Here is a 14,151-nt window from a genome sequence, read left to right as displayed (position 1 = left end):
AGACACATGACGCGCTGGAAAGAACTGCCCTCCGCGCTGGACGACTCCGAGCGTCAGCTCATCGGCCAGTTGCGCAGGTTGAAGGACCGGGGGGAACTGAGCCTCGCCGCGCTCGCGGCCAAGACGTCGTACAGCTCCTCGTCCTGGGAGCGCTACCTCAACGGCAAGAAACCGGTGCCGCGTACGGCGGTGGAGGAACTGGCCCGGGTGTGCGGGGCGCCCGCGGACCGCCTGCTGTTGCTGTACGAGGTCGCCGAGACGGCGCGGGCGGGACGGCAGTCCGGCGAACCGAAGCCGGACCGGACCCCGTCGGCCGGGCCCACGCCCGTGCCCGACCGTCCGCCCACTACGGTGCGGCGGACACCTCGCCTGCTCCTCGCCACCGTCGTCACCCTCGTCGTCCTGGCCGTCTTCGGCGCCGGGTTCCTCGCCGGAGCCCTCTGGCGCGGACCGGAGCACAGCCCGCGGCCGGGCCTCTCCACGCCCACGGCGTCGCCGTTCCCCGGCGGCGCGGCGTACGACTGCGACCGGATCACCGGCGGCCGGGGCGCGGTGACGGCCGGCTACTCGGCGACCCGGGACGCGCTGCTGGACACCGGGAGCGCCGGCTGGGAGGTGGTGGAGGCGCAGTGCCTCCTGCGTCACCAGGGCTTCGACGGCGGGCGGGTCGACGGGGTGTACGGCGAACGGACCCAGCGCGCGGTGCGTGCCTTCCAGCAGCGCCGGGGCCTGGTCCCGGACGGCATCGTCGGGCCGGACACCTGGCGGGAGTTGCGCCGGTGACGCCCGAAGCGGCCCAGCTGAGCCGGGAGTTGCGCGCGCTGCGGGAAGGGGCCGGGCTGAGCCTGGCCCAACTGGCCCGCCGTACGCCGTACAGCAAGTCCTCCTGGGCGCGCTACCTCGGCGGTACGCAACCAGTGCCGCGCGGCGCGGTCGAGGCGCTGTGCGCCACCGCAGGCGTACACCCCGGCCGGCTGCTGGCGCTGTGGGAACTGGCGGACGCCCGGTGGAGCGGCCGGGCCAGGGCGGCCCCGGCCGCCGCGCCCCCGGTCACCGCGCCCCCGGTCACCGCGGCCCCGGTCACCGCGGCCCCGGCCGCCGCGCCCCCGGCCACGAACGGCGACCCGCACCACGCCGATCCGGCGCCGCACCCCGCCGGTCCCGGGCCGCACCACCCGGGATCCGCGGCGCACCGCCCCGCGCCTTCGCCTCACCGGCGCCGGACCCGGTACGCGGTGGCCGCCCTCTCCGCTCTCGCCGCCGCGTCGATCGGCGTCGTACTGGCCGTGCTCGCCGTACCGGGGGCGCGTGGAGGCGCCGAACGGCCCGCCACAGCGGCCTCGTTCGCCCCGCACCCCGGCTGTGCCGGGCGCACCTGCGAGGGGCGGGACCCGGTCGGCATGGGGTGCGGGGGACAGGGCATGGTCGTGACGCTCGCCGAGCGCACCGCCTCCGAGGGACGCAGGGTGGAGCTGCGCGACGGCACGATCTGCCGGGCGCTGTGGGCCCGCGCCACCCGCCTGCACCCCGGCGACCGCGTCGAGCTGACCCTGCCCGGCGCACCGCCCCGGCAGGTCCGTGCCGACGGCCGCAACGGCCCGTCGGCCTACGTCGCCACCCCGATGACCGCCGTCCGCACCCCGGCCGACGCCCACCGCGCCCGCGTCTGCCTGATCCCCGCCCACGGCGACCGCATCTGCTTCACGGCGTCCCCGGCACCCGTGTGACGGGTGGGCTCCGAACCTCCCGGCTCCCGAAAGGTCCCCCTCACGTGGCCTGTTGAGGTCCCCGGCCGATCGCTAGGCTGGCCGCGGACGACGAGTCGGGAGGAGCACGGACGTGGCCGAGAGCACCATCCAGTCCCAGCCGCTCACGGGCTGGGACAAGCCGGAGCTGGACCTCAGCAACGCCCAGTGGCAGTCGGGCAGCCGAGGCCTGGGGGATGTCCAGATCGCTTTTGTCGAGGGGTTCATCGCGATGCGCAACAGCCGCCGCCCCGCGAGCCCGTCCCTGATCTTCACGCCCGCGGAGTGGGGCGCCTTCGTCTCCGGCGCGCGAGAGGGCGAGTTCGACCTGACCTGATCTGACCTGACCTGACCTGTGACGGCGGGCGTCCCGCGACGGCCGCCCGCGTCATTTTCGCCCCCATTTCCGGACACGCGACCCTGGAAGCCGCTCCCGGGGCCCCGCCTGCGCCAGGCTGGCCCCAGGATGAGGAAGGTCTCGCTCCGGAGGTGAGGGACGCATGAGCACGCTGCCGGTCATCGCGGCGGTCGACGGCTCCGAGGACAGCCTGCGCGCCCTGGACTGGGCCGCCGAGGCGGCCCAGGCGCGCACGGCCCCCCTGCAGGTGGTCCATGTGCGGCAGTACGTCGCGTGGGCGCAGCCCGGCGCCCCCGTGGTCCTGCCGCCCCCGCCGGAGGAGGACCCGGTGCTCACCGACGCCCGCGCCCGCCTCCAGGCGCGCGGCCCGGCCCCGGCGGCGGCCTACGTCGGCATCGACGGCGCACCGGCCGCCGCCCTGCCGGAGCTGGCCGCCGACGCCCAGCTGCTCGTGCTCGGCTCCCGCGGCCGCGGCGGCTTCGCCAGCCTGCTGCTCGGGTCCAACGGCATGACCGCCGCGCGGGACGCCCCGTGCCCCGTCGTGATCGTGCCCCGGCCCGATCGCACGGTGGAGGGCGCCCTGCCCGGCGAGCCGGGCCCCCGCGTGGTGGTGGGCCTCAACGCCGACGGCCCCGACGAGGCCACCCTGGAATTCGCGTTCACGGAGGCCGAGTCGCGCGGGGCCCGCCTCCAGGTGGTCGCCGCCTACCCGTGGCCGGCCCAGACCTGGAGCACGCCCGGCGAGATGCTGCCGCCGGCCGTCGACCAGGCGGCCGTCGAGGCCGAGACCCGCGCCCTGACCGACGGCTTCCTCGCCCCCTGCCGCGAACGCCACCCCGAGGTGCGGGCCGAGCCGTCCGTCCTTCCGGGCGACGCGGCGGGCAACCTCGTCACCGCCTCCCAGGGCGCCGACCTGGTCGTCGTCGGACGCCACCGCCGACGCCTCCTCGCCCCGCGCCTGCTGGGCTCCGTCACCCATGCGGTCCTGCTGCACGCGGTGTGCCCGATCGCGGTCGTGCCCCCGCATCCGCCGGAGGAGTGACCCGCGGCCCGCGCGCCGCCGTCCGCGCCCTCTCCGCCCGTGCGGGCGCCCCGCCGCGCCGAGCCCGGCCCCGCCGCTTGCCTGCGGCCGCGGCTGCGGACACTAGGCGCGGCAGCCGCCCGCCCGCCAGCCGTACCGGCGCCGACCTGGGCGGAGGCGCCGAACCCGTATGCGAGCACGGGCTGCGCGCCTGCCGCGCCCCATGACCGAGTGCGCCGCGCCCTCACGGAGATCCACGCCGGCAGTGATGCGACCCGCCCTGCGGCGACCGGGCCCGCGTCGCCCGTCACCACCGACGCCGCCGCAAGATCACCTGGGTGGCGGCCCGCACGACGCCGAGGGGCGCCGGGCACGTACCATGGCCGCATGTCGTTCCTCCGTCGCCGCAGCGCCACCCCCGCCGGCCCCGACTTCGACGTGCTGGCCATGGACCCGGGCGACTGGCCCGGAAACCTGGGCGCCGGCCTGCTGCCCGCCCCCGACGGCACCTGCCAGGGCGTCTACCTGCGCTACGACCTCTTCGGCGGCCGCGGTCCCGCCATGATCATCGGCAACCTCCCCGAGGGCTCCCCGGCCCGCGAGGTCGCCGACGGCGAGGTCCCCTTCGAGGTGGCCCAGCTGCTGCTGGCGCTGGAGAACGACGAGGAGGTGACCGTCGTCGGCACCGAGGACGTGCCCGTCCTGCAGGGCGACAACCTCCTCATCGTGCGCCGGCTGAAGCTGTCGGAGTCGCGCATCTCCTGCGTGCAGTTCGACCGCAGCGACAACGTCCTGGTCACCATCGCCGCCTGGGACCGGCCCATCACGGACGACCTGTACGCCCTGCTGAAGCCGCTCCCGGCGGAGCTGTTCCAGCAGGGCTGAGGCCCGCCGCGGCTACTTGGCCGACTGCGTCACCTGCACGTCGGCCGCCCGCACGAACGCCACGCGGTGGCCGTACTGGATCTCGTAGTACAGGTCCTTGCCGACGACCACCCGGTGCGAGCCCTCGGTGAAGGTCACCGCGTAGTAGTACTCGCCCGGCACCTTGTCGCCGACCACGTAACTCTGGCCCGTGAGCACCTTGTACGGCAGCGGGGACACCGACTGGGCGGGGACGCCCGCCGGGTAGGCGGAGGCCTCCGGGTACGCCCTGCCGTAGACCGGGATGCTCGCCGCGCCGGCCTTCGGCGTCACCACCAGGCCCGCCGCGGGCACGGCCGCCGGCGCACCCTTGGGGTTCTTGAACCAGGCCTTCTGGCCCAGGTACCAGATCGCCGTCCAGTCCCCGTCCTGCCCGGCCACCGCGAACTGCTGGCCGGTGGAGACCCGCGAGGACAGGTCGTTGACGTCGTTCGTCGGAGTCGTCCCCATACCGATGTCCTTGATCAGCGGGGAGTTCTCGTCCGGCTGCGAGTACAGCCGCACCTCGCTGGAGCCGTGCGCCGGGCAGGGCTGGCCGCCCTTCGCGCAGCCCGTGTACACCGGCTGGTTCGCGGCGTAGTCGGGCCGGATCGTCACCAGGCCGCCGCCGCTGCGCGCGGTCCGCTTCACCGGGTGGCCCAGCAGCTCGAAGTAGTGCCGCCAGTCCCAGTACGGGCCCGGGTCGGTGTGCATGCCCGGGATCGTGCCGGTCGTGGGACCGGGCACCGTGTCGTGGCCCAGGATGTGCTGCCGGTCCAGCGGAATGCCGTACCGGTCGGTCAGGTACTTCACCAGACGGGCGGAGGAACGGTACATCGCCTCCGTGTACCAGGCGTCCGGGTTCGCCAGGAAGCCCTCGTGCTCCAGGCCGATCGAGGAGCCGTTGATGTACCAGTTGCCCGCGTGCCAGGCCACGTCCTTGGCCTTCACATGCTGGGCGATGTGCCCGTCGGTCGAGCGCAGCGTGTAGTTCCACGACACATACGTCGGGTCCTTGATCAGGTTGAGGACGCCCTCCCAGCCGCCCTCGGTGTCATGGACGACGATGTAGCGGATGCGCTGCGAGGCGGGCCGGTCGCCCAGGTCGTGGTTGCCATAGTCGTGGTCGCCGAACTCCGCGTACGGCGCCGGCACCCACTCGCACGACACCGACGCCGGGCACTCGGTGTTCGCCGCCGACGACCGGCGCAGGCCCGTGCGCGTCAGCTGCCCGGTGTCGGGGGTCACGCCGGGCTGCGCCGCGAGCGCCACCCGCTGGCCCGAGTCCGTGAAACGTTCCTGCCCGGTGTGGATCACGTCGAACACGTCGTTCGCGTACGCCGCGGCCGTCCCCGTGTCGTCGGCGCCGGAGAAGCGGGCGATCGCGCCGTACCACTCGGCCGGGTCGGTGCTGAGCGGCTCGCCCAGGTCCTTCTGCGCGGCGGCCAGCAGCGCGGCGCCGCCCGCGATGTTCGCGGCCGCGTCCGAGCGCAGCTGTCCGTCCGGGATGCCGGTCAGCTCGGCGGCCCGCGTGAGCGTCTTCAGCCGTGCGGGCAGCGCGCCCTCCTCGGGGAGCCTGGGCTCGGGGCGCAGCGGCGGGCGTGCCTCGTCGCTGCGGGCGTCCTCGGTGCCGTCGCTGTGGTGCGGCGAGGTGGCCAGCGCGGTGCGGGCGTCGGTGAGGTGCATGGGGCCGTAGCCTCCGGTCACGCTCGGCGCGCCCGCGTGCGCGTCCCAGCGGGACTGCAGATAGGAGACGCCGAGCAGCACGCTCTGCGGTACGCGGTACTCGGCCGCGGCGGCGGCGAAGGCCCGCTGGAGAGCGCCCGCCGAGTCGTCGGCGTGCGACGGGCCGGCGCCGAGCAGCGGCAGCAGCAGTGCGCCGGAGGCCACGGCGACGGCGCCCCGGCGGGCGAGGCGTCTGTGGCCCAGGGAGTGGTGGGGGTCGGTGACGGAACCGCGCAAAGCTGCCTCCAGAGACGTGCGGTCATGACGGGGCGTGCGGGCCGAACCCGGTCAGTGGTACCGGCTGTCCGACGATCCGTCAATCATGCGGTTATGAAGGCGATATCCCACGTCAAGCGGTGGGTGAGGCGGGTTTCGCGGCGGGTGGTTCACCCGCCTGCGCGGCGTCAGTGGCCCATACCAGTGGTTGCGGTCCTCCACCCGGCGGCCGTTCGTGGTGCGCCGTCGCGCCCGGCGCACCGCCGGCGACGGCCGGCCGGCGGGCGAGGAGGCACGGCAGGAGCGCCGTGTCCTCGCCCGGACGGGCCGTCAGCGGGTGCCGACCGCTGCCCGCACCGCTCGCCGGACCAGCTGGCAGTCGTCGTGCAGGCGGCGCAGCAGCAGGCGCAGTTCCTCGCCGGAGGGCGCGGCGCCCGGGTGGGCCGGCCCCTGCGCCGTCGGGGGCGCGTCGTGCATCGAACGCTGCACGGCCGTCTCGTAGGTGCGGATCTCCCGGGTGAGCACCAGCATCAGGTTCACCAGGAACGCGTCCCGGGCCGCCGGCCCCGCCTGCTGCGCGAGCTGGCTGATCTGCCGCCGGGCCACCGGCGCGTCCCCGAGCACCGACCACAGCGTCGCCAGGTCGTAGCCCGGCAGGTACCACCCCGCGTGCTCCCAGTCCACCAGCACCGGACCGGCCGGGGACAGCAGGAGGTTCGACAGCAGGGCATCACCGTGGCAGAACTGGCCCATGCCGCCCCGGCCCGCCGCGTGCGCGATGCCGTGCAGCAGCTTCTGCAGGTCGCCCAGGTCGCGGTCGGTGAGCAGGCCCAGCTCGTGGTAGCGGTTGATGCGGGCCGCGTAGTCCAGCGGGGCGCCGAACGTCCCGGCCGGCGGCCGCCAGGCGTTCAGCCGGCAGATCGAGGCCAGCGCGGCCCGTACGTCCGCCCGTGGCGGCGCCTCCACGGGGTGGCGCTGGAGTGCCGCCACCCGTCCCGGCATGCGCTCCACGATCAGCGTGCAGTTGTCCGGATCCGCCGCGATCAGCCTCGGCACCCGTACCGGGGGGCGGTGCCGGACGAACGTGCGGTATGCGGCTATCTCCTGCCGGTACCGCTCGGCCCACTCGGGGGAGTGATCCAGTAAACACTTGGCGACGGCCGTGCTGCGACCGGTCGTGCCGACCAGGAGCACGGAGCGTCCGCTGCGGCGCAGCACCTGCACCGGGGCGAACTCCGGGCAGATCCGGTGCACCGACGCGATCGCCGCGCGCAGCTGCGCTCCCTGGGGGCCGGACAAGTCGAGTCTCCCGCTGAGCGGTTGCGTGCCGACCCCCGGGCCGCGCCGGCCGCGGCCCGCGCCGAGGACGGGGGCCGCCCCGCGCGCGGGGGCCAGGTAGGGGCCGCTGCCGCCCACCGCGGGGCGGGGGAGCAGCGGCCGGGGCGGGGCGGACACGGAGGACGATGCTGCGTACATGGGCGAAACAGATCCCTTCGTGTGCCTGCGACGTCAAAGCGCCGTCCGGCCCGGTCGCCGTGGTGCACCCTGGGGAGTGCGCCCGTCGCAATGGCTGCGAGCGGGTGGCGACCGGGTCGGGGTGGCGCATATCTACCTGACACCCTGCGGCCACTGGCACACCATCTGGCGGACCCTGGCGAACCCTGGCGAATAGTCGCTCGGCAACTCTCACCGGGCTAGTGTCAACTCAGCCGAGAACCTGGGGGCTTGAGTGAGCGGACAACCCAACACCCGTCTTTCGGACCTGTTCGGCCTGGTCGGCTGGTCCAAGGGAGAACTCGCGAGGCTGGTCAACAAGCAGGCGGCGGCCATGGGCCACCCCCAGCTGTCGACCGACACCTCACGGGTACGGCGGTGGATCGAGACGGGGGAGATCCCGCGCGATCCGGTGCCGAGGGTGCTGGCGGCGCTGTTCACCGAGCGTCTCGGCCGTGTCGTGACCATCGAGGACCTCGGTCTGGTCCGGCACGGGCGCGCGGGGAAACGGCAGGGCGACGGGAGCGTGGAGCATCCCGACGGTGTGCCGTGGGCGCCCGAGCGGACCGCGGCGGTCCTCACCGAATTCACGGGAATGGACCTCATGCTCAACCGACGCGGCTTGGTGGGCGCGGGTGCCGCGCTCGCCGCGGGCTCCGCACTCAGCGGAGCCATGCACGACTGGCTGCACACCGACCCCACCCTCTCCGCCGACGCCCCCCACATCGACCACGCCCTGCACGCCGACCCCGCTGGGTTCGACCGCTACGAGGCCGCCCCCATCGGGACGCAGGAGGTCGAGGAACTGGAACGCTCCGTCGAGGTCTTCCGCGCCTGGGACGCGGCCCGCGGCGGCGGGCTCCAGCGCAAGGCCGTGGTGGGGCAGCTGAACGAGGTGGGCGGCATCCTCGCCTACCACCACTCGCCGAACATCCAGCGCCGCCTGTGGGGCGTCGCCGCCAACCTCGCCGTCCTGGCCGGCTGGATGTCGCACGACGTGGGCCTGGAGCCCACCGCGCAGAAGTACTTCGTCATCGCCGCCCACGCGGCGCGCGAGGGCGGAGACCGGCCGCGCGCGGGCGAGGCGCTGTCCCGGGCCGCCCGGCAGATGGTGCACCTGGGCCGCCCCGACGACGCCTTGGACCTGATGAAACTCGCCCAGTCGGGCTCCGGCGAGCGGCTGCTGCCCCGTACCAAGGCGATGTTCCACACCATCGAGGCCTGGGCGCAGGCGTCGATGGGCAAGGGCCAGGCCATGCGCCGCACCCTGGGCCAGGCGGAGGACCTCTTCGTCTCCGACAAGGCCGACGGCGCGACCCCGGACTGGATGCAGACCTTCAAGGCCGAGGATCTGTACGGCATGCAGGCGCTCGCCTACCGCACGCTGGCGGAGTTCGACCCGGGTGCCGCCGTGCACGCCCAGTACTACGCGCAGAAGGCGCTGGACCTGCGGATCGACGGGCGGGAGCGCTCGAAGATCTTCGACCATCTGTCCATGGCGTCGGCCTGCTTCATCGCCGACGACCCCGAACAGGCCGACCGCTACGCCCGGCTGGCCCTGATGTCGATGGGCTCGAACTCCTCGCGCCGCACGTGGGACCGGCTGCGCCAGATGTACCGGCTCACCGCCGAGTACGCCGGCTACCCGGGGATCCAGGAGCTGCGCGAGGAGATCGCGCAGGCCCTGCCCAGGGGCAGGAGCGGCAAGGCGGGAGGAAGCGCCCCGGCGTGAGGAGCGGGCGGGCCGGGGTGCCGGAGGCCCTCGGTAGGCTCTCGGTAGGGGAAGGGCGGAGGTTGGTTACGGCGTGGGTTACGACTCCACCCGGGCCACCAGGACGCACGCGGCGTCCTGGCGCGGGGTGTCGCACTCCGCCACGACCGCCTGCACGCAGTCCTGCGCGTCGGTCGCCCGCGCGAGTCGCGGGGCCAGGTCGAGCAGGGCGTCGGAGCCGTCCGTCCCCACGCGTCCCGGTACCAGGCCGGCGGTGTGCAGCAGGAGCACGTCTCCGACCTCAAGGCTCTCCTCGGCCTGCCCGTAGGCGGCGGCCGGGGTGGCGCCGAGGAGGACGCCGTCCGGGGCCGGCAGCCTGCGCCCCGTCCCGGCGCGGTACAGCACGGGGGCGGGGTGTCCGGCCTGCGCCCACGTCAGGGTGCGATCGGCCGGCCGGTAGCGGCAGCAGACCGCGCTGCCCAGGGCCGGCCGGCCGGCGGTGTCGAGTAACTGGTTCAGCAGCGTCATCAGATGCCCGGGCCGGCTGCCCGCCATCGCCATGCCACGCACCGCGCCCAGCAGCATCGCCATGGTCGACGTGACGACCGGTCCGTGGCCGGTGAGGTCGCCGACGCTCAGCAGGCTCTCGCCCGCGGGCAGTTCCAGGGCGTCGTACCAGTCCCCGCCGATCAGCTCGCTCGCCGAGGCGGGCAGGTAGTGGGCGGCGATGTCCAGGGAACCGGTGCCGCGGTGCGGGAGCCGCAGGGAGCCGTGCCACGGGGGGAGCACGGCTTCCTGCAGCTCGACCGCGACCCGGTGCTCGGTCTGCGCCCGCTGCCGGCGGCGCTGGAGCGAGTCACGGGTCTCGCTCACCGTCCGCTCGCTGCGGCGCAGTTCGCTGACGTCGCGCAGCACCGCCCACATCGAGGTGGTGGTGCCGTCGGCGTCGAGCACCGGCTCGCCCATCATGTGCACCGTGCGGACCTCGCGGTCCGGGCGCACGATGCGGAACTCGCCGTCGATGGGTTTGGCGTCGATCAGGCAGTCCGTGACCATCGCCGTCAGTGAAGGCCGGTCCTCCTCCAGCACCAGGGAGGGCAGTTCGTCCAGGGTGAGCGCCGGGCCCGCCGGGTCGCGGCCGAGGATCCGGTACAGCTCGCCGGACCAGGTGGCCTCGTCGGTCAGCAGGTTCCACTCCGCGCTGCCGACCCGGCTGAGCAGGGAACCGCTCGGCGCCCGCTCGGCCTCGGCGGGCGGGTCCTCGGGTGCGGGGCCTGCCGGCAGTGGGCCGTCCCGCAGTTGCGCCAGGTGCTCGTCGAGGTCGTCGAGCTGGTGCAGGGCCAGGTCGTACAGGGCGCGCTGCCAGCGGTCGGCGGCGTCGCTGCCGTCGCCCTGCGTGCCGCGCCGTACCGCGTCCACGTCGCCCTTGAGCCGCCGCGTCTGAGAGATCAGCGCGTCCACCGAGCCGCGCGGGGGCGGCTGGGCGGAAGAGCGGTCCGCGGAGACATGGGACGGCATGACGCACTCCGATGGGGACGGTACGGCCAGGCGGACGGGTGGGGCCGGTTACGACTGTTGCACAGCCCGCGATGCCGTGTAAGGGATTTGGCGCCACACGATACGGTGGTGCTCCTGGCATATGCCACAGTCTTCCCGGAGTGGTGTCGCGGTACGCTCGGCGTAGGTCGCGCCACCGGCAAATCGTAGCGGGCGTACGCGACTTGACGGACCATCGGGCGTTAGGCGCAGACAGTCAGGCGTGTGTTCGACGGGCATGTGTTCGGCCCTCTGGTCGCCTGGTGTTCACGCGCCCCTCATCGCACGGGTATGGACCCCGACGACCGCCCGGTGCACCCTTGCGCGCGGTGTGCCGCAGGGGCACTCCGTGACGAGGGCGGGGCGAATGACACCGATCAGCCGAAGAGGTTTCGTGGGTCTGGGCGCCACCGTGGCGGCGGGCCTGGCGACGGGAGCGGCGGCACGGCCCGCGGCCGCGGCGGGGTCCGCGGCGACCGGCACGATCTCGGACGTACGGCACGTGGTGATCCTGATGCAGGAGAACCGCAGTTTCGACCACTACTTCGGCCGCCTCAAGGGCGTCCGCGGCTTCGACGACCGGGCCACCGTCACGCTCGCCGGCGGCCACTCGGTCTTCGACCAGCCGAACGGCACCGGCCGCCAGTACCCCTGGAAGCTCAGCGCCACCCCCGCCGCGGGCGGCGCCGACAGCGAGACCCTCGCCCAGTGCACCGGCGACCTGCCGCACTCGTGGACGTCGCAGCACGCGGCGTGGAACAAGGGCCGCCTGGACGGCTGGGTCGCCGGCGTCGGCAACGTCCGCTCGCTCGGCCACCTGGACCGCGCCGACCTGCCCTTCCACTACGCGCTCGCGGACAACTACACCATCTGCGACGCCTACTTCTGCTCCGCCCTCAGCGCCACCGGACCCAACCGCACCTACCTGTTCAGCGGCAAGGTCGACTCCACCAGCTACGACGGCGGCGAGGAGTCCGGCCTGACCTGGCAGACCTACGCCGAGTCCCTCCAGGCCGCAGGCGTGAGCTGGAAGGTCTACCAGAACGCCGCCGACAACTACGGCGACAACGGCTGCGCCTACTTCAAGAACTTCACGGCGGCACGGCCCGGCACCCCGCTGTACGACCGGGGCATGTCCTCCGTCCCGAAGGTCACCGGCTCCACGCCCGACGACATCGCCGCCGCCATCAAGGCCGACGTCCTCGCGGGCACCCTGCCGCAGGTGTCCTGGGTGGTCCCCAACCAGGCCTTCTCCGAGCACCCCTACGCCCCGCCCGGCGACGGCGCCCACTTCGTCGACCTCGTCTACCGGGCCCTCGCGGCCGACCCGGACGTCTTCGACTCCACGGTCCTCTTCCTCAACTACGACGAGAACGACGGCTTCTTCGACCATGTCCCGCCCCCGGCGCCGCCCGCCGGCACCGCCGGAGAGTTCCTCAACGGGGTGCCGTTCGGCTTCGGTTTCCGCGTCCCGATGATCGTGATCTCGCCCTGGACACGCGGCGGCTGGGTCTCCTCGGAGGTGTTCGAGCACACCTCGGTGCTGCGCTTCCTGGAGACCTGGACGACCGCCCTCGGCAAGCCCGCCAGGTGCAGCAACATCAGCGACTGGCGGCGCAGGGTGAGCGGCGACCTGACCGGAGTCTTCGACTTCGCCCACCCGGTGTACGGCCCGGTCACGCTGCCCGCGACCAAAGCCATCGGCTACTCCACCTGCGGCCCGCTGCCCAACCCGGTCCCCACCACCAACGCGCTGCCCGCGCAGGAGAGCGGCACCCGCCCGGCCCGCGCCCTGCCCTACCAGCCCAACGCCTACCTGGAACGGCTGGAGTTCGGCGCCGCCGGCAAGATCCTCGCCTGGTTCAGCCTGGCCAACCAGGGCACGCCCGCCACCCGGGCCGCCCACTTCTCCGTCCACCCGGGCGCCTACCGGGACACCACGCCCTGGCAGTACACGGTCGACCCGGGCGGCACCGCCACCGACTCCTTCAACATCGGCACGGGGTACGGCGACGGGAAGTACGACTTCACGGTCGTCGGCCCCAACCGCTTCCTGCGCCGCGTCACCGGCGACGCCACGAAGGCCGGCAGGACGGCGGAGGCCGGCTGCCGGTACGCGGTGGAGGCGGGCACCGGCAAGCTCGCCGTCTACCTGAAGATGACCAATGCGGGCACGGCGGCGGTGAAGTTCACCGTCACCGCGAACCACTACCGCGGCGACGGCCCCTGGACCTACACCGTCGCCGCGGGCTCCTCGACGGAGGACTTCTTCAACGCCGTGGCCTACGGCGACGGCTGGTACGACCTGACGGTGACCGTCGACTCCGACACGACCTTCTCGCGCCGCTTCACCGGGCACCTGGAGACCGGCGCGCCCAGCGTCAGCGGCTGAACCCGGCGTACAGCGGCGGGCGCGGGGCCGGCTCGACGGCCACCCGCCCGCCGTCCTCCAGCGAGCGCACCCCGGCCTCGGCGACCAAGGACGCGGCGTAGCCATCCCAGGCGCCGGGGCCGGTGACCCGGCCCTGCCGGGTGGCGTCGACCCAGGCCTGCACCTCGCGGTCGTAGGCGTCCGCGAACCGCACCAGGTAGTCCTGCGCCACCTCGACGCCCGCGCCGCCGCGCGCGGTGACCGCCATGCCGTGCTCCTCGCCGATCCGCGCGCTGCCCGCCTCGCAGACGGCCTCGCAGCGCACCTGGTAGCCGAAGCCGCAGTTGACGAACACCTCCACGTCCACCAGGGCGCCGCGCTCGGTCTCGAACAGCACGAACTGCGGGTCGGCCAGCCCCTTCGGGGCACCGGCGGAGGAGCGCGGGCGCAGCACGGTCACCGCGGTCAGCTCCTGGCCGAGCAGCCAGCGCGCGGCGTCGATCTCGTGCGAGACGGAGCTGTTGACCAGCATCGCGCTGGTGAAGCCGGGCGGGGAGGAGACGTTGCGGTGCACACAGTGCAGCATCAGCGGCCGGCCGAGCGTGCCGCCGTCCAGCAGGGCCTTCAGCCGCAGGTACTCGGCGTCGTAGCGGCGCATGAAGCCGATCTGCGCCAGGCGCCGGCCCAGGCGCACCTCGGCCTCCACCACCCGCAGGGCGCCCGCCGAGTCCGGCACCATCGGCTTCTCGCACAGCACCGGCAGCCCGCGCGCGAACGCGGCCAGCAGGGCGTCCTCGTGCGCCGGGCCGGGGGAGGCGACCAGCACCGCCGCCACGCCCGGCGCGTCCAGCGCCGCCTCGATGTCCGCGTGCACGCTCACCTGGTCGATCCCGGCGGCCGCCTCCTTCGCCCGCCCGGTGTCCGGGTCGGCCACGGCGACCACGCGCGCGCCGCTCACCACCCGGTCCAGACGGCGTATGTGGTCGGCACCCATGTGCCCGGCGCCCAGTACGGCCACACCCAGCGGCTCTGCCACGTCACGGCTCCTTCCCTGGTCGCGTGCGCACGTCC

The 14,151-nt window shown here is 74.1% G+C and carries 11 protein-coding genes; 7 read left to right on the top strand and 4 right to left on the bottom strand.

Features of this window, described 5'->3' with window-relative positions; translation table 11 throughout:
- The first annotated feature begins 6 nt into the window (after window positions 1–6).
- From AC0B9F_RS13675 to AC0B9F_RS13655, 5 genes are all read left to right on the top strand, one after another.
- Window positions 7–783 carry a peptidoglycan-binding protein gene (locus tag AC0B9F_RS13675; RefSeq protein WP_472002047.1) on the top strand — a complete coding sequence of 259 codons (777 nt, stop codon included), beginning with the start codon at window positions 7–9 and terminating at the stop codon, window positions 781–783.
- Window positions 780–1,727 carry a helix-turn-helix domain-containing protein gene (locus AC0B9F_RS13670; RefSeq protein WP_472002045.1) on the top strand — a complete coding sequence of 316 codons (948 nt, stop codon included), beginning with the start codon at window positions 780–782 and terminating at the stop codon, window positions 1,725–1,727. Before AC0B9F_RS13675 ends, AC0B9F_RS13670 begins: the two co-directional genes overlap by 4 nt.
- A 112-nt stretch (window positions 1,728–1,839) precedes the next feature.
- Window positions 1,840–2,082 (top strand): DUF397 domain-containing protein, encoded by a 243-nt coding sequence (locus tag AC0B9F_RS13665; RefSeq protein WP_472002043.1) that lies wholly within the window; start codon window positions 1,840–1,842, stop codon window positions 2,080–2,082.
- Between the two features lie 163 nt (window positions 2,083–2,245).
- Complete coding sequence (locus AC0B9F_RS13660; protein WP_472002041.1) at window positions 2,246–3,145, top strand: universal stress protein; 900 nt, start codon at window positions 2,246–2,248, stop codon at window positions 3,143–3,145.
- 366 nt (window positions 3,146–3,511) lie between these two features.
- Window positions 3,512–4,009: a hypothetical protein gene (locus AC0B9F_RS13655; RefSeq protein ID WP_472002039.1), complete on the top strand. Its 498-nt coding sequence runs from the start codon at window positions 3,512–3,514 to the stop codon at window positions 4,007–4,009.
- Between the two features lie 12 nt (window positions 4,010–4,021).
- Here the strand turns inward: AC0B9F_RS13655 and AC0B9F_RS13650 are convergent, their stop codons facing one another.
- Both AC0B9F_RS13650 and AC0B9F_RS13645 read right to left on the bottom strand, forming a co-directional pair.
- Complete coding sequence (locus tag AC0B9F_RS13650) at window positions 4,022–5,989, bottom strand: N-acetylmuramoyl-L-alanine amidase (RefSeq protein WP_472002037.1); 1,968 nt, start codon at window positions 5,987–5,989, stop codon at window positions 4,022–4,024.
- Between the two features lie 309 nt (window positions 5,990–6,298).
- Window positions 6,299–7,444 (bottom strand): aminoglycoside phosphotransferase family protein, encoded by a 1,146-nt coding sequence (locus tag AC0B9F_RS13645; RefSeq protein WP_472002035.1) that lies wholly within the window; start codon window positions 7,442–7,444, stop codon window positions 6,299–6,301.
- A 253-nt stretch (window positions 7,445–7,697) separates the two neighbouring features.
- Here AC0B9F_RS13645 and AC0B9F_RS13640 point away from each other — a divergent pair, with 253 nt between their 5' ends.
- Entirely contained in the window at window positions 7,698–9,194 is a 1,497-nt protein-coding gene (locus tag AC0B9F_RS13640) for a DNA-binding protein NsdB (protein WP_472002033.1), read from the top strand.
- Between the two features lie 78 nt (window positions 9,195–9,272).
- On the opposite strand, the gene AC0B9F_RS13635 is transcribed toward AC0B9F_RS13640, so the two are convergent.
- Entirely contained in the window at window positions 9,273–10,691 is a 1,419-nt protein-coding gene (locus AC0B9F_RS13635) for a PP2C family protein-serine/threonine phosphatase (RefSeq protein ID WP_472002031.1), read from the bottom strand.
- Window positions 10,692–11,076: 385 nt separating this feature from the next.
- On the opposite strand from AC0B9F_RS13635, the gene AC0B9F_RS13630 reads away from it, so the two are divergent.
- On the top strand, window positions 11,077–13,101 hold the full coding sequence (locus tag AC0B9F_RS13630; RefSeq protein ID WP_472002029.1) for a phosphocholine-specific phospholipase C: 2,025 nt from the start codon (window positions 11,077–11,079) through the stop codon (window positions 13,099–13,101).
- Here the strand turns inward: AC0B9F_RS13630 and AC0B9F_RS13625 are convergent.
- Window positions 13,091–14,116 carry a Gfo/Idh/MocA family protein gene (locus tag AC0B9F_RS13625; RefSeq protein ID WP_472002027.1) on the bottom strand — a complete coding sequence of 342 codons (1,026 nt, stop codon included), beginning with the start codon at window positions 14,114–14,116 and terminating at the stop codon, window positions 13,091–13,093. The two genes, AC0B9F_RS13630 and AC0B9F_RS13625, sit on opposite strands and share 11 nt — an antisense overlap.
- Window positions 14,117–14,151 lie beyond the last annotated feature (35 nt).

The sequence above is a fragment of the Streptomyces sp. NPDC097129 genome (assembly GCF_055668065.1).
Note: the sequence above shows the minus strand (reverse complement) of the source record. Positions and strands in the feature narration are given on the sequence as shown.

Coding starts and splice junctions, on each gene's coding strand:
- AC0B9F_RS13675 (WP_472002047.1), top strand. CDS start 7: ATGACGCGCTGGAAAGAACTGCCCTCCGCGCTGGACGACTCCGAGCGT.
- AC0B9F_RS13660 (WP_472002041.1), top strand. CDS start 2,246: ATGAGCACGCTGCCGGTCATCGCGGCGGTCGACGGCTCCGAGGACAGC.
- AC0B9F_RS13655 (WP_472002039.1), top strand. CDS start 3,512: ATGTCGTTCCTCCGTCGCCGCAGCGCCACCCCCGCCGGCCCCGACTTC.
- AC0B9F_RS13645 (WP_472002035.1), bottom strand. CDS start 7,444: ATGTACGCAGCATCGTCCTCCGTGTCCGCCCCGCCCCGGCCGCTGCTC.
- AC0B9F_RS13635 (WP_472002031.1), bottom strand. CDS start 10,691: ATGCCGTCCCATGTCTCCGCGGACCGCTCTTCCGCCCAGCCGCCCCCG.
- AC0B9F_RS13630 (WP_472002029.1), top strand. CDS start 11,077: ATGACACCGATCAGCCGAAGAGGTTTCGTGGGTCTGGGCGCCACCGTG.